The organism is Gammaproteobacteria bacterium (assembly GCA_035546635.1).
In the GTDB taxonomy this organism is placed as follows: domain Bacteria; phylum Pseudomonadota; class Gammaproteobacteria; order JAURND01; family JAURND01; genus DASZWJ01.
Genome location: DASZWJ010000028.1, coordinates 220,666 through 246,475, shown reverse-complemented (window position 1 = coordinate 246,475; position 25,810 = coordinate 220,666). Strand labels below are relative to the sequence as shown.

The 25,810-nt window shown below is 42.7% G+C and carries 28 protein-coding genes; 1 reads left to right on the top strand and 27 read right to left on the bottom strand.

From position 1 onward, the window contains the following. Nucleotides 1-124: 124 nt before the first annotated feature. From VHE99_07905 to VHE99_07800, 22 genes are all read right to left on the bottom strand, one after another. The gene (locus VHE99_07905; protein ID HVV68934.1) at nucleotides 125-346 is read right to left on the bottom strand and encodes a hypothetical protein; all 222 of its coding nucleotides are present in this window, start codon (nucleotides 344-346) and stop codon (nucleotides 125-127) included. Nucleotides 347-504: 158 nt separating this feature from the next. After that, entirely contained in the window at nucleotides 505-720 is a 216-nt protein-coding gene (locus VHE99_07900) for a hypothetical protein (GenBank protein ID HVV68933.1), read from the bottom strand. Between the two features lie 30 nt (nucleotides 721-750). Then, nucleotides 751-969, bottom strand: coding sequence for a hypothetical protein (locus VHE99_07895; protein ID HVV68932.1), 219 nt, complete (start codon nucleotides 967-969; stop codon nucleotides 751-753). Between the two features lie 26 nt (nucleotides 970-995). Beyond that, nucleotides 996-1,214, bottom strand: coding sequence for a hypothetical protein (locus tag VHE99_07890; GenBank protein HVV68931.1), 219 nt, complete (start codon nucleotides 1,212-1,214; stop codon nucleotides 996-998). Nucleotides 1,215-1,237: 23 nt separating this feature from the next. Beyond that, nucleotides 1,238-1,459 carry a hypothetical protein gene (locus tag VHE99_07885; GenBank protein ID HVV68930.1) on the bottom strand — a complete coding sequence of 74 codons (222 nt, stop codon included), beginning with the start codon at nucleotides 1,457-1,459 and terminating at the stop codon, nucleotides 1,238-1,240. A 73-nt stretch (nucleotides 1,460-1,532) separates the two neighbouring features. Continuing rightward, entirely contained in the window at nucleotides 1,533-1,745 is a 213-nt protein-coding gene (locus VHE99_07880; GenBank protein ID HVV68929.1) for a hypothetical protein, read from the bottom strand. Nucleotides 1,746-2,099: 354 nt separating this feature from the next. Continuing rightward, a complete protein-coding gene (locus tag VHE99_07875; GenBank protein ID HVV68928.1) occupies nucleotides 2,100-2,375 on the bottom strand; it encodes a hypothetical protein in 276 nt (91 codons plus the stop codon). Nucleotides 2,376-2,660: 285 nt separating this feature from the next. Then, complete coding sequence (locus tag VHE99_07870) at nucleotides 2,661-4,817, bottom strand: NHLP bacteriocin export ABC transporter permease/ATPase subunit (GenBank protein ID HVV68927.1); 2,157 nt, start codon at nucleotides 4,815-4,817, stop codon at nucleotides 2,661-2,663. Continuing rightward, nucleotides 4,801-7,125, bottom strand: coding sequence for an NHLP family bacteriocin export ABC transporter peptidase/permease/ATPase subunit (locus tag VHE99_07865; protein HVV68926.1), 2,325 nt, complete (start codon nucleotides 7,123-7,125; stop codon nucleotides 4,801-4,803). The genes VHE99_07870 and VHE99_07865 overlap by 17 nt, the downstream gene beginning before the upstream one ends. Nucleotides 7,126-7,260: 135 nt before the next feature. Further along, on the bottom strand, nucleotides 7,261-7,980 hold the full coding sequence (locus VHE99_07860) for a pseudouridine synthase (protein ID HVV68925.1): 720 nt from the start codon (nucleotides 7,978-7,980) through the stop codon (nucleotides 7,261-7,263). A gap of 17 nt (nucleotides 7,981-7,997) precedes the next feature. Then, entirely contained in the window at nucleotides 7,998-8,621 is a 624-nt protein-coding gene (gene scpB, locus VHE99_07855; protein ID HVV68924.1) for an SMC-Scp complex subunit ScpB, read from the bottom strand. A gap of 34 nt (nucleotides 8,622-8,655) precedes the next feature. Next, nucleotides 8,656-9,474: a ScpA family protein gene (locus tag VHE99_07850; protein HVV68923.1), complete on the bottom strand. Its 819-nt coding sequence runs from the start codon at nucleotides 9,472-9,474 to the stop codon at nucleotides 8,656-8,658. Between the two features lie 3 nt (nucleotides 9,475-9,477). Continuing rightward, nucleotides 9,478-10,122 carry a dTMP kinase gene (tmk, locus tag VHE99_07845; GenBank protein HVV68922.1) on the bottom strand — a complete coding sequence of 215 codons (645 nt, stop codon included), beginning with the start codon at nucleotides 10,120-10,122 and terminating at the stop codon, nucleotides 9,478-9,480. Nucleotides 10,123-10,134: 12 nt separating this feature from the next. Next, entirely contained in the window at nucleotides 10,135-11,256 is a 1,122-nt protein-coding gene (gene mltG, locus VHE99_07840; GenBank protein HVV68921.1) for an endolytic transglycosylase MltG, read from the bottom strand. Between the two features lie 411 nt (nucleotides 11,257-11,667). Beyond that, nucleotides 11,668-12,903 carry a beta-ketoacyl-ACP synthase II gene (gene fabF / locus VHE99_07835; GenBank protein ID HVV68920.1) on the bottom strand — a complete coding sequence of 412 codons (1,236 nt, stop codon included), beginning with the start codon at nucleotides 12,901-12,903 and terminating at the stop codon, nucleotides 11,668-11,670. 178 nt (nucleotides 12,904-13,081) lie between these two features. Then, the gene (gene acpP / locus VHE99_07830) at nucleotides 13,082-13,330 is read right to left on the bottom strand and encodes an acyl carrier protein (GenBank protein HVV68919.1); all 249 of its coding nucleotides are present in this window, start codon (nucleotides 13,328-13,330) and stop codon (nucleotides 13,082-13,084) included. Nucleotides 13,331-13,577: 247 nt separating this feature from the next. Next, on the bottom strand, nucleotides 13,578-14,321 hold the full coding sequence (gene fabG, locus VHE99_07825; GenBank protein HVV68918.1) for a 3-oxoacyl-ACP reductase FabG: 744 nt from the start codon (nucleotides 14,319-14,321) through the stop codon (nucleotides 13,578-13,580). Between the two features lie 61 nt (nucleotides 14,322-14,382). Then, nucleotides 14,383-15,333 carry an ACP S-malonyltransferase gene (gene fabD / locus VHE99_07820; protein HVV68917.1) on the bottom strand — a complete coding sequence of 317 codons (951 nt, stop codon included), beginning with the start codon at nucleotides 15,331-15,333 and terminating at the stop codon, nucleotides 14,383-14,385. 267 nt (nucleotides 15,334-15,600) lie between these two features. Next, entirely contained in the window at nucleotides 15,601-16,557 is a 957-nt protein-coding gene (locus VHE99_07815; GenBank protein ID HVV68916.1) for a beta-ketoacyl-ACP synthase III, read from the bottom strand. Beyond that, a complete protein-coding gene (plsX, locus tag VHE99_07810; GenBank protein ID HVV68915.1) occupies nucleotides 16,554-17,582 on the bottom strand; it encodes a phosphate acyltransferase PlsX in 1,029 nt (342 codons plus the stop codon). The genes VHE99_07815 and plsX overlap by 4 nt, the downstream gene beginning before the upstream one ends. Nucleotides 17,583-17,588: 6 nt before the next feature. After that, nucleotides 17,589-17,783, bottom strand: a complete 195-nt coding sequence (gene rpmF, locus VHE99_07805) for a 50S ribosomal protein L32 (protein HVV68914.1) — start codon at nucleotides 17,781-17,783, stop codon at nucleotides 17,589-17,591. Between the two features lie 290 nt (nucleotides 17,784-18,073). Then, on the bottom strand, nucleotides 18,074-18,508 hold the full coding sequence (locus VHE99_07800; GenBank protein HVV68913.1) for a YceD family protein: 435 nt from the start codon (nucleotides 18,506-18,508) through the stop codon (nucleotides 18,074-18,076). A gap of 145 nt (nucleotides 18,509-18,653) precedes the next feature. Between VHE99_07800 and VHE99_07795 the strand changes: the two genes are divergently transcribed. Continuing rightward, the gene (locus VHE99_07795; protein HVV68912.1) at nucleotides 18,654-19,844 is read left to right on the top strand and encodes an MFS transporter; all 1,191 of its coding nucleotides are present in this window, start codon (nucleotides 18,654-18,656) and stop codon (nucleotides 19,842-19,844) included. A 109-nt stretch (nucleotides 19,845-19,953) separates the two neighbouring features. On the opposite strand, the gene VHE99_07790 is transcribed toward VHE99_07795, so the two are convergent. From VHE99_07790 to carB, 5 genes are all read right to left on the bottom strand, one after another. Beyond that, nucleotides 19,954-20,334: a hypothetical protein gene (locus VHE99_07790; protein ID HVV68911.1), complete on the bottom strand. Its 381-nt coding sequence runs from the start codon at nucleotides 20,332-20,334 to the stop codon at nucleotides 19,954-19,956. A gap of 82 nt (nucleotides 20,335-20,416) precedes the next feature. Beyond that, nucleotides 20,417-21,037 carry a hypothetical protein gene (locus VHE99_07785; GenBank protein ID HVV68910.1) on the bottom strand — a complete coding sequence of 207 codons (621 nt, stop codon included), beginning with the start codon at nucleotides 21,035-21,037 and terminating at the stop codon, nucleotides 20,417-20,419. Between the two features lie 13 nt (nucleotides 21,038-21,050). Next, nucleotides 21,051-21,986: a hypothetical protein gene (locus VHE99_07780; protein ID HVV68909.1), complete on the bottom strand. Its 936-nt coding sequence runs from the start codon at nucleotides 21,984-21,986 to the stop codon at nucleotides 21,051-21,053. A 66-nt stretch (nucleotides 21,987-22,052) separates the two neighbouring features. Further along, nucleotides 22,053-22,529, bottom strand: a complete 477-nt coding sequence (gene greA, locus VHE99_07775; protein HVV68908.1) for a transcription elongation factor GreA — start codon at nucleotides 22,527-22,529, stop codon at nucleotides 22,053-22,055. Nucleotides 22,530-22,549: 20 nt separating this feature from the next. Then, complete coding sequence (gene carB, locus VHE99_07770) at nucleotides 22,550-25,804, bottom strand: carbamoyl-phosphate synthase large subunit (protein ID HVV68907.1); 3,255 nt, start codon at nucleotides 25,802-25,804, stop codon at nucleotides 22,550-22,552. Nucleotides 25,805-25,810 lie beyond the last annotated feature (6 nt).

Here is a 25,810-nt window from a genome sequence, read left to right as displayed (position 1 = left end):
TAAAATATAATGTGGTTTACAAGTATAACAAAAAAACTTACCCAGCAACTCCTGCTAATTATAGCAGAAGTTGCTAGGCTTTATTTGAATGGCATAAATTCCATTCAGACTTTCCTAGGGCTGATTAAAAAGTAATACTCTGAGTGAAATTAATCTTTAAACCAGCCTGATAATAATTGTTACCGATTTGTACTGGCCCAGGTACAGAAATTGGACCTACCTTAATAGAAAATGTTACACCTTGCCTTGAATTAGTCAGCGACAGTTTTATAAATGATGATCCTGATCCTACACCAACAATATTTTTCAATGCGCTATCTTCTACAAATTCGATGCGATTATTCATGATAATCTCTCCTTTGACTTATTTTAAAATCACTACAATTAAAAATATTCACTTAAATCACAAACCGAATTGTAGAACATACACAATACGGTTTATCCTAACTATCAAGTTAAGGCTGCGGTATAAAAAATACCACAGCCTTAAAGGAACTACTTCTATCAACTCCCTGGAAGGAAATTTACTAGTGTTACAATCTTAGCGCTTGCATAAGCACTACCACCCGTGCTTGCAACAGCATTTGCTAACGCTTGGGTTTGATTCGACTGTTTTTGAACACCCAAGACAAATCCTTTTGTAATAATTTTTGTAGAATTATTAGAATGGTGAAATCCACCAACAATCATTTCCAATTTTTCTTCGTTTAAAATAATCATAACTCTCTCCGACAATTTTATTACCTATTATTAAGCTGGTAATGGACGTAAAACTGCCCCCTCGATGATCTTAGCACTTGCATAAGCACTACCACCCGTGCTTGCAACAGCATTTGCCAACGCTTGGGTTTGATTCGACTGTTTTTGAACACCCAAGACAAATCCCTTTGTAATAATTTTTGTAGAATTATTAGAATGGCGAAATCCGCCAACAACCATTTCCAATTTTTCTTCACTTAAAATAATCATGATACTCTCCCAAAATACTTATTTGATTAGGATGATGATACCCTCACTCCTTCCACGATCTTAGCACTTGCATAAGCTTCACCACCTGTGCTTGCAACAGCATTTGCCAATGCCTGAGTTTGATTCACCTCTTTTTGTATACCTTTCGTAAATCCTTTTGTAATAATTTTTGTAGAACTATGAGATTGGTGAAATCCAAGTCCACCCACTATCATTTCCAATTTTTCTTCACTTAAAATAATCATGGCACTCTCCCAAAATACTTATTTCATACTTCTGTTGACGACCCCAGTCCCACTACGATCTTAGCACTTGCATAAGCTCCGCCACCTGTGCTTGCAACAGCATTTGCCAGTGCTTGAGTTTCACCTGGCTGCAGTTGTATACCTTTCGTAAATCCTTTTGTAATTATTTTTGTAGAACTAGATCGACGCATTGGTAGTAATCCACCCACTACCATCTCCAATTTCTCTTCGCTTAAGATAATCATGATACTACTCCAAAAAGGAATTATTATTCATTTCGAGATTTACCAAATAAGTCCTCTTATTCAAGAAGACCTCCTAGTATTCAAGAAGACCTCCTAGGACAATCTTAGAACTTGCATAAGCACTACCACCTGTGCTGGCTACGGCATTTGATAGAGCTTGAACCTGTCCACTTTGTAATTGTATGCCTTTAGTGAAACCTTTAGTCACCACAAGTTTGCTATCTCTGTGAGAGTATCCATTACCAACCACTATTTCCAAATCTGTATCACAAATATAAGTAATCATTGTAATTTCTCCAAAATAATTCTAATTAATACACTCTTATATATTTAATTTGTGAGATATTTAACCTCTACATATCTCAACTATAGTTCAATATTCTGTATTTACCACTCAAAACTGTCCCACACCTGCTTTAATTGTCTTAAATTTCAATAACTTAGCCACAGCCACACCCAAAATAGGGTCGTCACTAGGAATCTGATGTCGCAACTGCATTTATTTAAGGGGGAAAAGAAGACTAGGAATATTTCTAAAGAAATAATTTCAAAAAATAAACACAAGTTGTAGATCAAATTAGCTAATCTACAACTTATGTTATACAAGGTACGATGATAACTCTGTTTATATTGATCACATTTAAAATCGAAACGTTACGCTATTGTTGTAATTGATTGTAACCGGTGCAGTATATATATTTGCAACTTGCACTACAGTACCACCATTAGAAGCAACGCCATTCTGTACTATTTGAATATTATGGTTGCCTCTTTGCGACCCTGTGCTTGAGCCTATCGTTTTCGAGCCTGGAGTTCTTCTTGACTGAAACAATGATAATCCACCACTTAAATTTGCTAACTGTTTATCCGACAAATATTGAACCTGACCTGATAAATACTGAACTTGCATATTCATGAGACACTCTCCTGTAAAAATAACTTGAAGTCTAATATTCTTCATATGAAATGAGCAAGATATAACCAAAAATCTTCTTATAGTTACATATATAGTCCATATTCCCATGCTTGCAACTGTAAATGTTCACCCCTTTGAAAAGGAGGTTACAGGCCGCGAAGCCTAGGGAATTTAAAGAGTTTCAAGGTAATAATATTGTCTATGAGTGTGAGCGACCTCTTTCCACCTGGATTTCCCTTTTTCAACAGGAGGAATACGTGCCCAAGAGAGATAAGTAGATACAAATTAGGAAATGATTTGACGTTGCGCCAAAGTCGCAAACAACCCAGGCTCACGCATTAAAGCATCATATGAACCCGTTTGTACAATTTTTCCGGCTTGCAACACAAATATTCGATCCGCATTCACCAAGGTGCTTAACCGATGTGCTGCAACAATGCGAGTTATCTTTAGCGCTTCCAAATTACGCATTACTTCCGCTTGTGTTGGATTATCTAAAGCTGAAGTTGCTTCATCTAAAAACAGCATTTGTGGTTTACGCGCTAAGGCACGGGCAATCATCAAACGCTGTCGCTGTCCAACAGAAAGTGTTTTACCTCCCTCGCTAATTAAGGTATGCATACCCATAGACATCGTTTCTATATCTTGCGCCAATCCTACCTGCGCTGCGACTTCCCATGCATCTTCCATCGTCAAGGGATGCGTACCTGCGATATTTTCAAAAATTGTTCCAGCAAATAACATACCATTTTGTAACACGACACCAATCTGTTCACGCAATAACCGAATGTTTAATTTACTTAAGTCCTGGTCGTTATAAAATACGCCACCTGTCGCCGGTGTTTCAAAGCCGAGTAATAAACGAAACAAGGTAGACTTACCACTTCCAGTTGGACCCACTAACGCTACCATTTCACCGGGCTCAATTGCCAAAGAAATATCTTCAAGCACCCAAGGACCTTCAGAATAATAACGGAAATTTACTGAGCTTAATGCAATTTTCCCCGTAACCGGCCCTGGATCTAAACCGGAAACCTCGCTTTCAGGCAGGGTAGTCAAAATGGGTTTAATACGTTCATAAAGCGGAATGAGACTGATCCAAGTCATCAGAATACTGGCAAAACCAATTGTCGCAGCAAAAAATTGTCCAAATGCGGCATTGAATGCAATAAAAGAACCAAAACTGATCTTCACATAACCTGCACCTACTAAACCAAACACACTCAATAGTCCAATAATGCTCAATATACCCGTCACAATATTAAACTGAATTTCCAGCAGAGATGATTTAAAAAACAAACGATTTTTATTGCTGAATTTTTCTGCCCATAATGCAAAACTACGCCCTTCACTATGACTGACGCGCAGCTTACTAATACTGGTTAAAAACTGTAAAACTAAATTAGCTAACCGACCTTGCAATTGTGCTATAGGCCGCTGATATTTCAATTGCATTCTGGCGTTGAAAAACATCAGTGACAAAAATATTAACAGCATCACGATAGCGACAACTGCCAGTAAAGGCGAATAGTAAAACATCAAACCCAAGGTCAGCACAGAAAAAATACCGCTTAAAAATGTCTGCAATGTAGCATCAGTCAATTCCTGCTGTATGGTATCGATACCTGAAGCCCGCAGCGCCAAATCACCAGGCGTATAGGCGCGAAAAAACCTCACCGGCAATCGCACTAAACGCGCCCAAATAGCGGCCTGAGTCGATGCATTGGTTTTATAACGCAGGCGTATCATCGACAATATTTTCGCTGCATTAAACGCGACCATACCCAAAGTAATCGCCACCAAGCCGATAATCCACTGCTGCAATAAACTGACATCGGCCAACGGCACGGCTGTATTTAATAAAATGCCCGTCGCAACAGGAATCAAAAGCCCAAGTAATCCAATACACGTCTGTAGTAATAATAAACGAAAAATATCCCGCCACTGATTTTTGAGTGCAAATACCAATAATTCTTTGAGGTTTAATGCAATATCGGGCAAACAACGGTAAAAACTATAGGCATAAAAATCTAGAGATTGTGCCATTTCCGCTTCAAATGGCCGTGAATAACCACTGGCAGGCTCAATGATATTGTATTTACCAGAATGATTCATAATCAACACAAAAGGTTGATGTGTTTCCTGACTAAAAGCCAACAATGGACCATTATCATTTTCCCACCAATGACCTTTAAGCAATACCCTACGTACTTGAAACTGTGACGCATGTGCAACGGACATCACCACATTATGTACCGTAGTGTGTAGGGGAATGTTGTCAGGATTTACCACTTTGACACCGATCGCATCGCCAATTAACTTACACGCTAACCATAAAACATCTTTTTGTTCACCAATCGGCTTGGTATAACTGGCATTAAAAATAGATGCCAATTGATCAATTGCACTAGCTACTATTTCGTCATCATGCATATTGGGCATAAAACGCCTCATTCGAGTTTTGTAACAATTGATAATAAGCGCCCTTATTTTGATAAAGTTGCTCATGGGCGCCCCGCTCTACAATTCGTCCTTGATCGATGACAATAATCTCATCACAATCTCGGATAGTGCTTAAACGATGCGCGATAATCAAAAGGCTATGGCCACTTTTTTTGAGATTTTCCATAATGGTCTGCTCAGTCTCTGCATCTAGCGAAGAAGTTGCTTCATCGAGCACCATCAATGTCGGTTTTGATGCTAATGCACGCGCGATTTCCAACTGTTGACGCTGCCCACCACTGAAATTTCCACCCGCATTTTCTATTTCACTATCCAAACCATTGACACGTGTTTGAATCACGGGTTCCAGGGCTGCTGCATGGATAGCCTCACGCAATGCTCCACTGGTGATCGTGTGATCCCATAAAGTCAGGTTATCGTGAATAGTTCCCTCAAATAAAAATATATCCTGATCTACAAATCCCAATGACTGGCTTAATCGCATAGCTGAAATATCCTGAATAGGTACATCATCGTAAAGGATTTCACCCGACCAAGGCTGATACAATCCACAAATCAATCTGGCCAAAGTGGATTTGCCACCGCCTGACACCCCCACCACAGCCACATGCTGGCCTGGCGTTATTTTTATATTAATGTTTTCTAACAAAGGAGGATCAAGCGACGAATAACCAAAGCTGACATCACGCAGTTCTAATTTGCCTGAAAATTTTGGAATTTCTGTTTCCGAGGATGAAGGGGGTGAAACCTCTGCCGGTAGCTGTATTAATCGCGAATCTTCTGGGTGATTCAAAACATCTTCCAATCGAGTCAAATCAGCACGTATTTCTTGCAGCCGCGCACCAAATCCTAGTAGCGTCATTAACGGCTCATTAAAACTAACCAACAAACTCTGAAAGGCTACCAAACCACCAATAGTCAAATGCCCCTGCATAATACGCCAACTACCCAAACCGAGAATGGCAACCGTTAAAAGGCCTGTAAACAACTGTGGTAATACTTGCAATGTTCGATTATATAAATGGATTCGCTGTTGGCTATTGAGTGTCTTGGCGTGGTATCCCGCCCATTGCTGAAAAAAATCATCTTCCGCGCTGGTAGCTTTAATGGTTTCTATCGCCTGCAATCCATTCATTTCTATCGCTTCAAGCTTACCTAATTCCTGCTGTAACCGCCGGCTGCTGTTTTCAATTTTGCGGGCGACATGCATTAAGACACCGACATTTGCTGCTGCTGCAGCTATGCCTATCAAGGTCAATTGCCAATCAAACAAAAACATGACTAAGGCATAAAATACCATGCTAACCAAACTGACTAAAGAAGTAGCCAGATCACCTGATAACCAAGTAGCCACCTGGTCATTAGCGGCGACTCGCGATTGGATATCACCCGCAAAACGCTGACTAAAGAAGGACATCGGTAAGCGTAATACATGCCACATAAAACGCGCCGAGGAAGTCAACGACATCTTCAACTGCAGACGGGTTAAATAAAATTGTTGCAACCAGGATAATATCGTGCGTAATACTGCCGTTATACCCAACCCCCATAATAGTGGCAGTAACCACCCTGGGAGATGCTTAATTAAGATTTCATCAATAAAAATTTTAGTAAATCCAGGAATAGCTATCCCTGGAATTACTAACGCCAGGCTAGCCAATGTGACAAACAGTAACGGATTTATGACAGATTGCAGGCGAGGGATAATACTATTTAGGATATTTGGTTTGCGTCCCCCAGGACGGAATTCAGGTGTCGTCTCAAATAACAACACCACACCAGTAAAAGAGCCGTCAAACTCTTCCAGGGTGACGGTACGCGGACCTGTCGCCGGATCGTTCAAATAGACTTTAGTTTCACTAATGCCTTCAATAACTACAAAATGGTTGAATTCCCAAAATGCAATTAATGGAAAAGTCAGTGTGCTTAAGGCTTCGGGCTCTACTTTTGCACCCTGGGCATTTAACCCATAATGCCGCGCTGCCCGCAACATGTTGATGGCTTTACTACCATCACGAGAGACACCACATTCTATGCGTAGCTGCTCAAGCGGTACATAACAGCCATAATAATTCAATATAATACCTAAAGCAGCAGCACCGCATTCAGTGGCTTCCATTTGCAAAATACTGGCAGTTTTTACCCTGACTATGTCAGCACCCGTCGTGCGTTTATATTTTACCAATAGTTGTTTTTTGACTGCGCTAAGCCGGGTTTTAATCGACAAAAAACCTTGTTTAACCAGACGAAAGGGTTTAAGTGCTTTATTGAGAAGCTGCTTGAACATATTGATTAGCATCCATGCGGGGTGGAGGGGTTCTAACTATTCCATAAAAATATTTCATAATTATAGTATCTAAGTGGTGTTTTGCCAATCTCTCCCACCCCAAAAAATACTATTTTTTTATAACCCCTGCTTTGCTCAGTACAAGCTTTTTATTTCATGTGCAGTCAATAACCGACTCTGACCTGCCAGCAATGATCGAGGTAAAATGATGTTACCAAAACTAATCCGCCTCAACCGATTAACCTGAATATTTTGAGACTCCCAAAGTCTTCTGACAATGCGATTTTTACCTATGCTGATGCTAACTTGATACCATTGATTACGCCCTTCACCCCCCATAAATTCCAGCGTATCAAAATGCGCGTCACCATCTTCCAGCGAGACATTGTTCTGCAATCTTAAGAGGACTGCTGCATCTACTGTCCCATAAACCCGCACAGCATAAACTCGGCGCAAATGAAATTTAGGATGCATTAATTGATTGGCCAGTTCACCATTATTGGTAAATAAAAGTAATCCTGAAGTATTGTAATCCAGACGTCCAACCATGACCCAACGACCACATGAAGGCGAAGGCAAGCGATCAAATACCGTGGGTCGACCTTCAGGATCATGACGGGTGCAAACTTCGCCTTCGGGTTTATGGTAGATCAGCACCTCAGTGTTGTTAACTGCAGCTGGTTTGATCGGTTTGCCATCTATCTGAATGTTGGCGTTGTCATCCGCTCTATCACCTAACTTAGCCGTATGACCGTCAACAGTGATGCGACCTGCTGCAATCCAACGCTCTATTTCCCGACGTGAACCTAGGCCGCGCTTAGCTAAAATTTTTTGGAGTTTTTCTGAAGAAAGCATAAATATTTTTAAAGTCGCTAAACGGTAATCACATCTGGCTCCGCCACAACCGGCACTGTCTGCGCTTTTAGCTCCAGAAGCATCTGCTCAGCCCCTTCCAGGTTTTGCAGTTCAGTTGCTATATCAGCCAAGGGCGGTAACTCTGTTAGGCTTTTTAAATTGAAATAATCTAGAAATTGTTTAGTCGTACCATATAATGCCGGTCTACCAGGTAAATCACGGTGGCCAAGCACCTTGACCCATTCACGCTCCAGCAAAGTACGCATAATGGTGCTACTAACAGCAACACCACGTACTTCTTCGATTTCAGCACGGGTGATCGGTTGGCGGTAAACAATTAATGCCAGAGTTTCCAGCAAGGCGCGTGAATAACGTGCCGGACGCTCCTCTATCCAGCGCATCAACCAAGGAATGACCTCAGTCTTAACTTGATAGCGAAATCCACTGGCAACTTCCTTTAGCTCTACACCACGAACACCACAATCTTCCGCCATTTCCTGCAGAATTTCACGTAGCTGCATAGCCGTCAATGCTTCATCTTCTGCAAACAGCTGAGATAGACGCTCAAGGCTAACTGGCTCTGAGGCACTGAGAATGGCAGCTTCTAATATGGATTTAATCTGGTCTTTTGGTAAAGGCATAATGTTTTCTCAAAAAGGAGTCTTTCACCCTTTTTTAAAGGGCGGAATTAAGCATTTTAACATGAATCGGCGCAAACGCTTGCGCCTGAATAATTTCAATAGTGCTCTGTTTAAGCAATTCCAAAATAGCCGACAGGGTCACAACTACCCCTAAGCGTCCCTCCGCATAATCAAGTAGCTGTTGAAATGGAGTAAAGTCCGTATCCGTCAACTTTTGCAGAATTTGTGTCATCCGCTCTCTGACAGACAACACCTCTTTAGAAATTAAATGCGGCATACGCCACTTGGCACGTTGTAAAACTTCAGCCAAAGTAAGCAACAACTCTCTTAGCTCTAGCTGCGGCAAAGGCCTTGCCACATTTGTATCAGGTTCAGGCACCGATGCTAATAAAATATCACGTTCTAATCTGGGTAATGCATCCAAACCTTCAGCAGCCTGTTTATACAGCTCATACTCTTTCAAGCGGCGCACCAATTCTGCACGTGGATCTTCCTCTTCGTTAAGACTTTCCGGGCGTGGCAGCAATAATCGTGATTTGATTTCTGCCAGCACAGCACCCATCAGCAAATATTCCGCTGCCAACTCCAGCTTCAACACCTGCATCATTTCAATATATTGTTGATATTGGCGGGTGATTTCCGCAATAGGAATATCCAGAATATCCAAGTTCTGTTTTTTAATCAGATACAATAAAAGATCCAGAGGACCTTCGAATGCCTCTAAAAAAACTTCTAAAGCGTCAGGAGGAATATATAAATCATGCGGCAGAACGGTCACAGCTTCACCGCGCACGACTGCAAACGGCACAGATTCAGGCGCAGCTATGGCAGTCTGTAGGTCAGTTTCGCTCAACTCTTACTCTCCTTGAGAATCAGCGGTTAAAATTAACTCCATTTCAGCACGTATTCTCTCCTGAACTTGTGCTAATTCCAAACTGGCATCAATCACTTTATAGCGCGCTGGGAACGCACTAGCCCGAGACAAATAGATTTGCCTCACTCTTTCAAAGAATAATGATTTTTCTTGTTCAATGCGATCTTCTGCGGAACGTTTCTTTATGCGTTTTAACCCAACCTCCGCTGGCACATCCAATAAAAACACATAATCTGGCCTTAAACCACCCTGCACCCATTGTTCAATTTGCAGGATACGCTCAGGGAGTATACCCCGTCCACCACCCTGGTAAGCATAAGTGGCATCGGTAAAGCGATCACATAATACCCATTGGCCTGTCTGTAATGCCGGTAGAATAACACGGGCAATATGCTGCGCACGACTGGCAAACATCAATAATAATTCCGTATCTGCGCCCATCACTTCGGTATAATGTTTAAGCAGCACATGTCGTATTTCTTCAGCAATCTCCGTGCCACCCGGCTCCCGTGTGACACAATGTGGAATATGTGCTTGTACCAATAATTGCTGTAGATATTGCATGGCGGTGCTTTTACCTGCACCTTCTATTCCTTCAATGGTAATGAAATAACTTTTTTTGGCCATGAATTTCTCTTGTTAGTTGTACCCCCCCTTTTTTTCAAAGGGGGTAAATGATAATGAATTGCCTGCCAATAATTTCAAGTAATTCAGCATCAATGCGGCAGATACACAGCGCCGTGATAAAGCATACGACAGCGCGGTTTTTGGTAACAGCCAAGCAGCTACTGCATTATGATGTGCTTGCAAATTATCAGTAAAGATATGACTGCCATCACCTTTGGCCACATAATATAATGCCTTATCACCCTGTGGATGTAACGCTGCCTTAATTGCCGTATAACTTGGCATCGCAATAGGCGTAGGCGGCAAACCTGCTCGGGTATAAGTATTATAAGGGGTATCCGTTTGTAAGTCTTTGCGTGTGATGGCACCAGAATAATTCTGACCCATACCATAAATCACTGTTGCATCAATCTGCAAACGCATACCTATTTTCAAACGACGCAAAATAACGCCGGCAATCAAAGGCCGTTCTTTAGCCTGTGCAGATTCTTTCTCAATCATGGAAGCGACAATCAGAGCTTCATAAGGTTGTTGGTAAGGTACGTTTGCCGCGCGTTGTGACCAGAGATGTTGTAGCCTTTTCTGCATTAATTGGTAGGACATATGCAAAATCTTGGTATCTTTGGTACCTAAAGCAAAAAGATAGGTATCTGGGTAGAACATGCCCTCGGGATTTTCTGGGGATAATCCCAGTGTTTGCATAATCGTTTGGGGATCTTTATTTTGTAAAGTATGTTGCAGGTAGGGATTAGCATTGATTGCTCGCATGACTTGATTAAAAGTCCAACCTTCGACAAAAGTGATTTTATGCAACAATACATCACCTTTGTTAATTTTTTGCAATAACCGCCTCGGAGTTATATCGACAGGCAGTAGATATTCACCGGATCTTATGGAGTGGACATGGCCATGTAATTTTGCCATGAGTAGAAAGAAACGAGGATCGGGCAGTTTATCTTTTTGATGGAGATTAAAGGCCAATTGACTGATAGTTTCGCCCGGGGAAACTATATATAAGGTCGGTTGGCTAGCTGTGGAGATAGGTACATAAAAGAAGCGGTAGCTCAACCAGCCAATAATCAGCAGCGCCAATAATATCACACACAAAAAACCAGCCAAGAGCCAACGCCGCATAGTATTCTCTAGTTAGAAGTTTATTCTACGTATCAAATAGGTATTGCTATCTTTTAGTGATGAATTTGGACAGTATACACAATTTAGAACTAGATTGGAGGCTAAATAATTTTCGTAACTATTCACCACAGGACGGAAGTGACTCTTAGCAATGTGCTAGAATAATTACTTCTCTTCTTGCCTTGCTACCCTTAGTGCGCGCCGCCTGAGATCCCGCGATCAAGTCGCGGGATGACGAGCATTTTGGATAGCTTTTGCTATCCCCTAAGCTACGTCATCCCGCGACTTGATCGCGGGATCTCAGGCGGCGCGCACTCAAATTTAGGTTAATGCTCTATATTAACCAAATGATGATTCCATAAGCAGAATTATCCAATAACGTTCCCTTTGTGAAAAAGGAAGTTAGAGTGCTCACATCCGCTTAAAAATCAAACACCCATTTGTGCCTCCAAACCCGAATGAGTTCGATAACACTAAATCGATTTTCATTGGACGTGCATAATGAGGAATAAAATCCAAATCACAGCCTTCATCTGGATTATCGAGATTAATTGTCGCCGGAGCAATCTGGTCGCGTATGGCTAAAATTGCAAAAATAGCCTCCACTGAACCTGCCGCACCTAGTAGATGACCCGTCATAGATTTAGTGGAGCTGACAGGGATTTTATAAGCATCTGCACCAAAAACCTTCTTAATGGCTTGCGCTTCTGCCAAATCGCCTACGTGTGTGGAAGTTGCATGGGCATTGATATAATCAATATCACCGGTATTTACACCAGCGTCTTGCAAGGTATTTCGCATTGCTAAAGCAGTACCATCTTCGCCTGGGCTAGTCATGTGGTAAGCGTCACCACTCATGCCAAAACCCGTCAGCTCTGCATAAATCTTAGCGCCACGTCGACGCGCATGTTCATACTCTTCTAGCACCAGGATACCCGCTCCTTCGCCCAAAACAAAACCATCACGATCTCTATCCCAAGGACGGCTGGCTTTTTCAGGTTCATCATTTCTGACTGATACCGCGCGTGAAGCGGAAAATCCACCTACGCCCAATTCAGTCGTTGCCATCTCAACGCCACCTGCCACCATCGCATCTGCATCACCATAAGCAATCATGCGCGCTGCATGGCCTATATTATGCGCACCTGTGGTACAAGCCGTCACAATCGCAATATTAGGACCTTTGAGATTAAATTTGATGGATACCATACCTGCTGCCATATTGATAATAGCCCCGGGTATGAAGAAAGGAGAAATTTTACGTGGACCACCCTGTAGCAAAGCAGAATGATTTTTCTCAATTAATGGTAGGCCACCAATCCCTGAGCCAATGGCCACACCTATTCGCGGCGAATTTTCCTCAGTGATCGCTAGACCTGAATCTTCAATAGCTTCTTTGGCTGCCACAAAACCAAATTGAATAAATCTATCAACTTTATGTGCGTCTTTAGAAGATAAATACTGCTCAGGATGAAAGTTCCGCACTAAAGCACCAATCTGTGTTTTCAGTGCACTGGGATCAAATGTATCGATTAATATGACACCACTTTTACCTTTGAGTAAATTATCCCAAGTTTCTTTAACGGACAGTCCCAGGGGGGTTAACGCCCCCATGCCTGTCACTACTACCCTTCTTTCAGATTTCAAGATGAGTTCCTCAAATGTGTGTTCAGCTATTTCAGTGGAAGATAGGAACAACTCAGGCATTTAATGCTGTTGCAAACGCTCCCAGCTGTGCCTGAAAAATTTCTTTCTATCGTGTCAGCATGCGACGACAGAAGACCACCTTTAGCGGCATGGAACATCCGGGATTCAATATATATGCTTAAGCCGCTTTGATGTGCTGTTTGATATAATTGATCGCATCACCTACAGTCTTGATTTTCTCAGCTTCTTCATCTGGTATTTCCATGTTGAATTCTTCTTCAAAAGCCATAACCAGCTCGACGGTATCCAGAGAATCCGCACCTAAATCATCAACAAAAGAAGCTTCTTCAGTGACCTTATTTTCTTCAACTCCTAATTGTTCACTCACAATTTTAATAACCCGTGATTCTATGGATGATGCAATCATGTGATAATCCCTCTAAAAATATGTTTAAAATCAATTTGTTATATTTTACGTAGGATAGACTTCCTACGCTTCTAACGAAGAAAAACTGCGCCTTTTCCCGCTGACAATCTCTTAAATCTTGGGACTCCTCAAAGTTTTGACGAGAAGTCTGAGATGAATAATCGCCGCTGCCGATGAAGTATATTCGAAAGTCATTAAGTTGCAAGTGAAAAATTGACAGCCAATAGCATATACCATAGGTATCAAGCTAAGCCATATACATCCCACCATTAACATGCAAGGTAACACCAGTAATATATGCCGCCTCATCCGAAGCCAAAAAAGCCACTGCAGCGGCAATTTCTTCAGGTTCACCCACACGACCCATAGGAATTTTCGGCAAAATGGCTTTTTTTTGCTCTTCAGTTAAACTACGGGTCATATCAGTGTTAATAAAGCCTGGAGCCACCACATTGACAGTAATATTTCGCGAAGCAATTTCCTGCGCTAGAGATTTGCTAAATCCAATTACACCGGCCTTGGCAGCAGAATAGTTAGCTTGACCTGGATTCCCCGAAATCCCTGCAATTGAGCTTATACTGATTATTCTACCCCATCGATTCTTCAGCATGCCTTTCACACAGGCTTTAGAAAGTCTAAAAATCGAATTTAGATTGGTTTCTATCACCTGCATCCATTCATCATCACTCATTCTCAACAACAAGTTATCCTGTCGTACACCGGCATTGTTAACTAAAATTGCAGGAAGCCCATAGGCTAACTGTACTTCAGCTAACATAGCCTCCATTGAAGCCTGATTAGTCACATCCAAGACAAATCCATGACCTTTATAACCTTCATCGGCAAGCTTGGCAGTAATGGCGTCAGCACCGGCTTCAGTGGTTGCTGTGCCTACAGCTAACGCACCTTCCTTAGCCAGCCGTAAAAGAATTGCCTGCCCTAACCCACGGCTGGCTCCAGTGACTAATGCGACTTTTCCTGTTAAAGGCATATCGATTTCCTTTTGTTATTAAAGAGATCACAGTGATACAGAAAGGGAAATATCCCCTTTATCAAAGGGGGAGAGCTGTTGTTCTTTCTAATGCACTTTGAAATGATTCAGGAGTTGCTATGGTGAGCGTCTCCACATCAGCGTTAATGCGCTTATTTAAGCCAGCTAATACCTTACCTGGGCCACACTCAATCATACCATCTACACCCGCTGCAATCAGATACTGCACCGTTTCCACCCAACGCACTGGACTAAATAATTGCCTAACTAAAGCAGAACGGATTTTCTCCGGCTGGTCATAGCAAGCGACATCCACATTATTGACCACGGGAATAGCAGGGGTGGTAATCATGACATTTTGTAAATGTTCAGCTAACCGCTCAGCAGCCGGTTGCATTAACGCACAATGGGAGGGCACACTCACTGGTATTATTTTGGCTATTTTAGCCTTCGCCTTGAGCGCAAGTTCAATCGCCCGAGCAATCGCTTCCGCTTCTCCAGCTAATACGGTCTGGCCTATTGAATTATAATTCGCAGGAGATAATATTTGACCTTGTGCTGCATGCTGACAAATATCTAACAATACATCATTTTCCAAACCAACAATCGCTGCCATAGCCCCTCTTCCGGGGCTTACCGCTTCTTGCATCAACTTACCCCGTAAGGCCACCAAGGTAACTGCCGCAATAAAATCGACTGCCCCCGCACACACCAGCGCAGTGTATTCACCCAGGCTATGACCTGCCATAAAATCCGGCACTTGCCCAGGATGCTGCTTCCATAATCGCCACAAAGCTACACCAGCTACCAATAGCGCAGGTTGAGTAAATTCAGTCTGGTTTAGCTGGATTTCAGGACCCTGCTGCACTAAAGCCCAAAGATCATAGCCGAGGGCATCTGATGCAGCCTGATAGGTTTCTGTGACTACCGGAAACTGATTCTCAAATCCTCCCAACATTGTCAATGATTGCGAACCCTGGCCAGGGAATACAAATGCAAGTTTTTTTTTCATGGACATCTCCTAAGCATTTCCCTTTGAAAAACAAACCGACCCACATGTCACTATCCAATTAGCTCGTATAACTTAAAAGTAAGGTTGTCGTGCCGGGGAGGGGCTCAGCAGACCGTCGGGTTCATGGATGAACCCGTCGAGCGTACACGGATGTATTCACAGCGTGTCTGCTGAGCCCCTCCCCTGCACGACAACCGGTGTGTGGCAATCACTTTAATTAATAGGCTGACTCAGTAAGAAACAGTTAGCTTTGAAAAAGGGAATACTCTAATACTTTACTAACGCCGATCCCCAAGTAAACCCCGCCCCAAAGGCTTCCATTAATAACTTCTCCCCTCTTTTAATACGCCCATCGCGCACCGCAATATCCAACGCCAAAGGAATAGAAGCCGCTGAGGTATTACCCTGTTCTTTCACAGTCAACACCACTCGCTCCATAGGTAAGTTCAGCTTTTTAGCGGCAGCTTTTATAATGCGTAAATTTGCTTGGTGAGGAATCAACCAGTCAACTTGAGACTGATCGAGATTATTATGAGCTAAGGTCTCATCGACAATATCATTCAAAGAATTCACCGCTATTTTAAATACTTCATTACCCTTCATTTTAATGTATGGCGGCTCTTTTAATTCCCCAATATGATTAGGGGCATATAACAAATGACTATACTGGCCATCTGCATGAATATGCGTAGAAATGATGCCAGGTTCAGAATCTCTTTGCAGCACCACACCTGCAGCACCATCTGAAAACAGCACACAGGTTGAACGGTCAGTCCAATCTACCAAACGCGTGAGTGATTCCGCTCCTAGAACTAATGCGGTTTTAATCATGCCAGAACGTATGAATTGATCGGCTACACTCATGGCGTAAATAAATCCTGCACAGGCAGCTGATAAATCAAAAGCAGGACAATTGGATAAACCTAAACGACGCTGCAGAATGCAAGCCGTACTGGGAAAAAATCGATCTGGCGTGGAGGTTCCAATAATAATCATTTCAATGGCAGAAGCTTGAATACCGGCAGCCTTAATCGCCCGGTTAGCTGCTATTTCACACATGGAAGAGGTGGTTTCATCATCCCCCATCACATGACGCTGGCTAATGCCAGTACGCTCCAATATCCATTGGTCGGTCGTATCAACCATTTTTTCCAATTGCGCATTGGTGAGAGTCCGCTCTGGTAAATAACCACCCGTTCCAATAATACGCGAATAAAAATTCATGAAATTTCCTTGAGCCACTTGCCAATTTCTTGGCCAATTTTACGTGGAACATCGTGTTGAACCTGGACAACAGCAGCACGTATCGCTTGCGCAAACTGCACAGCATTCGCGCCACCATGACTTTTAATCACAATACCTTGCAACCCAACCAAACTTGCACCATTACGTCGCCCGGGATCTACTCGCCTTTTCAAGCGATTTAATACTGGCAGAGCAATCAAACCGGCTATGCGTGTATATAAATTGCGCTGAAATTCTTCCTTTGCATAACAGCCCATGACTTTAGCCGCTCCCTCTATGGCTTTTAAAGCAACATTCCCCACAAACCCATCACAAACGACCACATTCACCACACCAGAGAATATTTCATTGCCTTCTACATAGCCATAGTAATTTAACGCAGAGCTTTCTGCGAGCAATTGTGCGCTGCGCTTAACTTGGTCATTGCCTTTAATGGCTTCCTGACCAATATTCAGCAATCCAACTTTAGGATGCTCTATATTTTCAATCACTGAAACTAATACCGAACCCATCACTGCAAACTGGTATAAATGCTCAGCTTCGGAATCGACATTAGCGCCTAAATCTAATATCCAAACTTCTTTATTTTCACCAATTGCCGGCAAAGAAGTCATAATGGCGGGACGGTCAATACCGGGTAAGGTTTTCAAAACAAAACGTGCTGTGGCCATTAAGGCGCCAGTGTTGCCTGCGCTCACGCAGGCTGAGGCGATACCTTCTTTGACTAGGTTAATGGCAATACGCATTGAGGATTTTTTTTTAGTGCGCAAGGCTAGAGCTGGAGATTCATCCATGGCCACCTGCTCAGGCGCATGCTCTATGCTTAACCGCGGGTTATCTTTAGCCGAATGCTGCGCTAATATAGCTTCTAATATCTGGCTATCACCCACCAGAATCAGTTTAAGCTGTGGGTGGGAGGCGAGGGCTTGCAATGCAGCAGGGACAGTGACTTCGGGACCATAATCACCGCCCATGGCATCCAGTGCAATTGTGATTTCATTCAAGGATGTCTACTCGTCGTCAGCCAGTTGTGCGGCAGTTTCAACTACTTTGCGGCCGCGATAGTAACCTTTTTTGGTTACGTGATGCCGTCTGTGGGTTTCACCTGTGGTGTTGTCAATCGACAAGGTGGCGCTGCTTAAGGAATCATGCGCGCGACGCATACCGCGTCTGGAACGACTGACTTTATCTTTTTGTACTGCCATAATCATTTACTCCGGTTATCAATTTAGTTATTTACAATTTGGGTTGCCATTATCCACGGTTTTCACGCGTTTTTGAAGCTTATCATTGCATTGATTGATTATATAGGTGGCAATTGGTGCCAATTCACGCTCTCAATCAGTCTGTCAGCCTAGACCGCTAAAACAAACACGCTGTGAATACATCCCTATACGCTCCCTTTTTTCATCCCTGAAAAAAAGGGTTTGTTTTAGCGGTCTAGGCTGACAGACTGATTGAGAGCTTACTTAGGTGCTAATCTTAAGTTTTTTTCTTACAAAGAATTACACTGTTCAGGCTCATGTTTTGGCACTAAAGGCAATGCCAGTAACAGCTCATCTTCAATTAAAGTAAGCAGCTCACATTTATCTTCTGTCAACAACAAAGGTTCGTAACGGCTTGGCAGGTTATTGCCTGCCGCTTCATTGAACACGGGGCTTAAACTCACTGCCACTTGCAAAAAATAATCCATAGATTTCAGGCAACGTTGACATTCCAGATGTAATGTCGTTTCTAGATTTCCCTGAATATATCGCAACCCTTCCTGATCTTGACCACAGGTTAAATCAACACTGACTTGACCTTTAATATCCGCCAGTAAATCAGCCAAACGCGTAAACTGGCTTAATTCCAAATGACCCTTTAATATGTATCCTTGCTCAGCCATGCGCATTGGCTGTATATATTTTGGAAGCTGACCTGCTATCATGCTCGCGTTCTTTATGGAAGGTGATTCGCCTATATTGCACTGTTTATGGATATCGCCATAAGAAAGCTCGCTATATTAGCCACCTCAATCGCCTCTGTCAAAGGGGGTGAAGCTTCATTGAAATTACTTAAATTTATCTAGATCTATGAATCAAACAACCTCTACCACTCCCAATGCCGGCATTGGCCTTGCAGCCCGACTCGGCTGGGTTTCTTTCTTTAATGATTGTTCTAGCGAGGTGATTGCCCGCGCCCTGCCGTTATTTTTAGTGACATTAGGCATGAGTCCTACCTTTGTGGGTATCGTCGAAGGCACGGCAGAAGCCATTAGCATTTTTCTGCGCGGTTTTTCCGGTTGGCTGTCTGATAAAATGACCAGTCGCAAACCATTGATAGTCTTTGGTTATGCATTCTCCATCTTATCGCGCTTTGCTTTACTTTTAGCCTACGTCCCTGCCATGTTAGCGCTCACCCGTATTTTTGACCGCACTGGCAAAGGCTTGCGCACCGCGCCAAGGGATGCCATGGTTGCCGACGCTAGTGCTTTAGGTCGCGCAGGCCATGCCTTTGGCATCACCCGTTTTCTGGATACTCTGGGCGCTGTCACTGGCATTTTAGCAGTGCTCCTGGCGGGCATAGGAACCAAACCACTTAGTCATAACGATTTTCAAACCATCGTGTTAATTTCAATTCCCTTCGGAATTATCGCCTTAGCCTTATTGATATTCTGGGTGCCACGCTTACCTAGAGAAGTCAAAGCCAAAACCTATCTATCAATCTCCATTCCCCGCCAAATTCGCGTGTACCTCGCCATTGTATTTATTTTTGCTTTGGGAAATTCCAGCGACGCTTTTTTAGTGTTACGTGCAGAACAAATTGGCTTATCGTTTCAAAAAATACTCATTATCTTCATATTTTTTAACCTGCTAGCTGCACTACTTGCTATTCCGGCCGGTAAACTGTCCGATAAATTTGGACGCATACGCTTTCTGGCCAGTGGCTGGGTGGTGTATGCTATTGTTTATTTTGGCGTAGGATTATCTGATTCGACTTTAGCTTTTACTGGATTTATGTTTATTTACGGCGCCTTTTACGGTTTTACCGAAGGGATTGAAAAGGCCTTACTCGCCGATTTATTACCCGCTGATAAACGCGGCGTAGGATATGGGGCATTACAACTGATTTTGGGTATTGCTGCATTGCCGGCAAGTTTTATCACCGGATACTTGATGACGGTCTATGGTTCACGGGTTGCATTTCCTGCAGCTGGAATATTGGCACTCTGTGGAACAATTGCGTTGATAATATGGGGACGGAGTAAAAAAATCACCACGTAAAATTATTCGCAAAAAAAATCTATGTTTTGAATGGAGGCTTACTTAAATTGTGAAACTGCTGTAAAGAAAACAGCTCTCCTCAAATTAAGGAGAGCTGTTGTTAAGATAATTACGGTCCTTGTCGACAAGAGCCGCTTTTGTTTTCTTTCAAAATGCAAGCATAGTAGTAATAATATTGCGGATTATAATTAAAAGATGAGATAACACCTACGGTGTTCGTGTTAGTGCAATCTTGAGCTACGACAGAAGCAAGCCCTTGATGGCCGCCCATCGCACCTATCGTTAAAACACCAGCTGGATTGTAACCGGTATTGGGCGATAAACAACCAGTATAACCTGTTTGTGCACCGTCACTGAATCGTAGTGCGTAACGAACAGCGTGACCCAATGGACCTTCATCATTACCAAAGTTTACATCTCCAGGATTTGTGCCTGCGTAAACAGAAGATGCGCTCAATAAAACAAGACATGCGAATATAATTTTTTTCATGACCTTCTCCTTTTTAATTTTTTTAAACAGCACCCTATTGTGACATATTTATTATTTTGTAATCAATGTATTTAACGCGTAGTTAAGCTTCGCTCTTTCTACTGCACCAATTGTCATCTCCCCCTCTAGAAAAAGTAGCAAGTATTGATAATTTATCGTTTTTTTTCTCTTGTAATGAACCACTAGATGACGACGCGGATGGTAAGGAACTAGATACTTGTAATGAGGATGAACTACTAGATGACGAATTAAAAAAATTAATATCACGAGATTTTATTTCTGATCGCTGAGACGATGAAGAAGCAAGCCTTAAAATACGAAATTTATTGGTGTATGTACCCCATTCTGCTAATGCGGTCTCCAATTCTTTCAAACGCTTCTCCATCTTTTGTCCATTTTTATATTCTGGACTCGACAGTTTTTTGAAATTGATTAATCCTTCAAGACCTGGTGCCAGATAGAAATAATTGCCTTGAGTTCTTTTTTCCTTTGTTTCCATTAGCAATCTATATTTTAGACCAAAATCTTTTTTATCTTCTAATTTTTTAATTTCTTTATCAATTAGGTGCGTAAACCACCAAATTATGCCTTTTTCCGCGAAGATATCCCCACTTCGTCTCTTACCGAGATTAATTTTATTTAACAAACTCTGTTTAGCATCAAACAACTTTTGTTTCAACTCACCCGAATCTTGTAATGCCAAATCAATAAAGACTTTAAAGAAGGTCTTTTATAAAAATAGGGTATTTTTCATCCTTTAAAAGTTCCAGCCATTGTTTTGCATAAGCAAGATAATGTGAAAATTGCGATAAATACTCTGTTAAGCCTTGCCATATTTTGTTTAATATCGGAGATGGATTTACTATGGCTGTTTGACCAGTTAGCTGATTGATAAGATCGAATACCAGATTCTTAGAAACATTTTGACTGATTAATTTCTGCAGCGTTATGGCTACAAGAATTGGATTATCTTCTTGATGTTCTATAGGACGTTTTAATTTTCTCGGAAGTTGAAGTTTTATATCTTCCACGCGTTTTGCTAATAACACTTTTAAATCTTTTGGGATTTCTCTAGCAGACTCTTCTGTATAAGCAAGCTGTCGGTCAAATAATTTATTTTCTGATCTATCCGAGGGAACAACTGAAGGTGGCTCAGAAGAGGATGATTTTTTTTCAACCATTTGGCCTGGGCTGGAGGTTTCTTTAGCTAGCTTAAAGCGCAATTGCTCATACTTTTTATTTACCTCCTCTAAATACTTTTGCTGCTGCTCATCTAGAATATCACGATTGGCTTCGACATTACCTAATAAACGTTCAATAAATCCTATTGTAGCTTTTTTAATCGAATCCTGTTTATTTTCTCCTTTAAATTTTTCATGCAGGTATGCATACATTTTTATTTTTTTAGTTCCATGATCTGGTGCTAGTACATCAGTCAGCATCTCAGCATAAACAATTCCCGTAGATATATAATTTTTTGTTACTTCGGGCGGCGCCCCTGGTGTAATCAGGGAAGTTAATTCACGGTCTTGATATAGCTTATCCATCCCTTTGATAGCTAAATCAAATTGCAGAGTAGCAAAACATTCTTGGCATGTTTGTATCGTGGGTGGCAAATCAACATCAGCTGCTGTCTTTTTGCTTTCTGTCATATACCTATCCATCTCTTATGAACCAAACTTTTTTCGCGCAATATAATTTTTATTTAATCAAAAATCTTAAATATACAAAACTTCAACTATTTCAAAACTATTGACTCCACCAGGTGTCTGCACGTCAACTTCACTCCCTTGAGATTTTCCAATTAACGCCCGAGCAATTGGTGAGGTAACGGAAATCTTACGCAATTTCAGATCAGCTTCATCTTCTCCTACAATTTGATAAACCTGTTCTTCTTCAGTTTCCAGATTATAAAGTTTAACTGTCGCGCCGAATACTACCGTCCCTTCATTCTTCATTTTGGATACATCAATGACCTGCGCATGGGATAGCTTACTTTTGAGATCACGAATGCGTGCTTCAATAAAACCTTGCTGTTCTTTGGCTGCATGGTACTCGGCATTTTCTTTTAAATCACCGTGCGCACGTGCTTCAGCAATCGCCTGGATGACATGCGGACGTTCAACTTTTTCCAAACGCTCTAATTCAGCAGTTAATTGCTGCATCCCCTTAGCTGTCACTGGAATTCTTTTCATTGGATCACCTTGAAAAAACTTTAATTAATGATTGTGGACTGGGGAACTGCCAATATGGGTGAAATTTTCCCCCCATGCAAATCCTGCAAACGCGTTACCCGTACCGCTGCTTTATGCTGCATGGCCATACAGATCGCTTTGCCCCCAGCTAACGTCGTGGTGTAGAGCACTTTATGCTGTACTGCACTGCGACGGATAGTGTAAGAATCAGCGATGGCCTGCTCGCCTTCTGTGGTATTGACAATAAAATCAATTTCATCATTTTTAATCATATCAACGATATGTGGACGACCTTCTGTGACTTTATTGACTGGCAGGCACGGCACCCCGCCCTCCTGCAAAGCCGCCGCTGTACCATGGGTTGCCACAATAGAAAACCCGAAGGCAACCAAATCTCTGGCTAAACCTACTACTTCAATTTTATCTGCATCCCGCACACTCAAGAATACCCGACCTTGACGCGGAATCACTTGGCCGGCTCCGACTAGCGCTTTGGCAAAGGCTTCACCAAAACTTTCACCAACGCCCATGACTTCACCTGTTGACTTCATTTCTGGACCCAAAATTGGATCTACGCCAGGAAATTTACTAAAGGGAAAAACCGGCATTTTAACCGCGTAGTAAGCGGGTGTATGGGCAGTGACTTCTTGCTGGGTTAGGCTAATTCCAGCCATACAATAGGCGGCCATTCTGGCTAAAGCTAGACCTGTGGCTTTCGCTACAAAAGGCACAGTGCGGGAGGCGCGGGGATTCACTTCGAGCACATAAATTTCATTGCCCTGAATCGCAAACTGCGCATTCATCAAACCCACCACCCCTAATTCTAAAGCCATTTTCTGCATGGCTTCACATAAACGCTCCTGTATCTCCTCGCTTAAACTATAAGGCGGCAAGGAACAAGCAGAATCGCCGGAATGTACCCCAGCCTGTTCAATATGCTCCATAATGCCGCCAATAAATACCATTTTGCCATCACAAACCGCGTCAATATCGACCTCAATAGCATTATCGAGAAAATGATCCAACAGCAAAGGTGCTTCGAAAGTGATGGCTTCTGCTTGGCTCATATAACGACGCAACTCTTTCTCATTATATATCACCTCCATGGCACGTCCACCCAGTACATACGATGGCCTGACAACCAGAGGATAAGCAAATACGTTCGCCAAACGCAATCCTTCTTCTACGCTGCGCACAGTGCCGTTGGGTGGCTGCAATATGCCTAATTTCTGCACTAATTGCTGAAAGCGCTCACGATCTTCGGCGCGATCAATGGCATCCGGCGAAGTGCCCATAATCGGCACACCTGCTGACTCCAACGCTCGAGCTAATTTTAAGGGCGTTTGACCGCCATATTGCACAATGACCCCTTGGGGTTGTTCCAAATCACAGATTTCTAACACATCTTCTAGGGTTAAGGGTTCAAAATACAGACGGTCGGAGGTATCAAAATCCGTGGAAACTGTTTCAGGATTGCAATTGACCATGATGGTTTCAAAACCGAGTTGCCGCATGGCAAGTGCCGCGTGTACACAGCAATAATCAAACTCAATGCCCTGACCTATACGATTGGGACCCCCACCCAGCACGATGACTTTGTTACGATCTGTTGGATAAGCTTCTGATTCTTCTTCATAGGTTGAGTATAAATATGCAGTGCTAGTGGAGAACTCTGCCGCACAGGTGTCTACCCTTTTATATACCGGGCGCACTCCTAATTCATGGCGATGTTTTCGCAAAGCCAGTTCACTGACTCCCAACAACTTAGCTAATCTGCGGTCAGAAAAACCCTGGCGTTTTAACTGTCGCATATAGGTAGAATTGACTTCAGCCAGGCTGAGTTGCGAAACTTGCGATTCAACATGAATTAAATTCTGTATCTGCGCTAAAAACCAAGGATCAATTCGCGATAATCTATGAATCTCACCTAGACTAAGCCCCGCTCGAAAGGCATCAGCGACGTACCAAAGTCGGTCGCACCCTGCGATGCGCAGTTCTCTATGTAAAGTGGAAAGCGCTCCCTCATCTTGCAAATTGAGCTTGGGATCTAAACCGTCAACCCCAACCTCAAGCCCACGCAAAGCCTTCTGCAAAGACTCCTGAAAAGAACGTCCAATTGCCATGACCTCACCCACGGATTTCATTTGCGTGGTTAGGCGTGGATCGGCTTTGGGAAATTTTTCAAAATTAAAACGGGGTACTTTCGTGACCACATAGTCAATGGTAGGCTCAAACGCTGCCGGCATTTGTCCACCGGTGATTTCATTTCGCAGTTCATGTAGTGTATAGCCGATGGCCAGCTTGGCAGCGACTTTAGCGATAGGAAAACCTGTGGCTTTAGAAGCAAGTGCGGATGAACGCGACACGCGGGGATTCATTTCAATAACTACCATGCGGCCGTTCTCAGGATTAATCGCAAACTGCACATTAGAACCGCCGGTATCCACGCCAATCTCGCGTAACACGGTAATCGCGGCATCCCGCATGTGTTGGTATTCTTTATCCGTTAAAGTCTGGGCAGGCGCTACGGTGATGGAATCCCCAGTGTGTATACCCATGGGGTCTAAATTTTCTATGGAGCAGATGATGATGCAATTATCTTCACAGTCGCGCACCACTTCCATCTCATATTCTTTCCAACCAATAATTGCTTCATCTAGCAACAGTTCATTGGTAGGAGATAGATCCAGACCACGCTCACAAATTTCTATAAATTCTTCGCGATTATAAGCTATACCCCCACCTGTGCCACCCATGGTGAATGAAGGTCTAATCACAATAGGAAAACCCAAGTCTTTTTGAATCTGTAATGCATCATCCATGCTATGCGCTAACCCTGAACGTGGCATATCTAAACCAATTTTGCGCATGGCATCGCGGAACAATTCTCGATCTTCAGCTTTATCAATGGCTTCCCGTGAAGCGCCAATCATTTGCACGCCGTAACGTTCCAATACACCTTCACGCGCCAAATCTAAGGCGGTATTCAGCGCAGTCTGCCCCCCCATCGTTGGCAGCAAAGCATCAGGACGTTCCACTTCGATGATTTTCTCTACCACTTCCCATTGCACTGGCTCGATATAGATCGCATCAGCCATTTGCGGGTCGGTCATGATGGTGGCGGGATTGGAGTTAACTAAAATGACCCGGTAACCTTCTTCTCGCAAAGCTTTACAAGCCTGAGCACCGGAATAATCAAATTCACAGGCCTGCCCTATCACAATTGGACCTGCTCCTAGAATTAAAACTGACTTAATATCATTTCGTTTTGGCATGTTTTA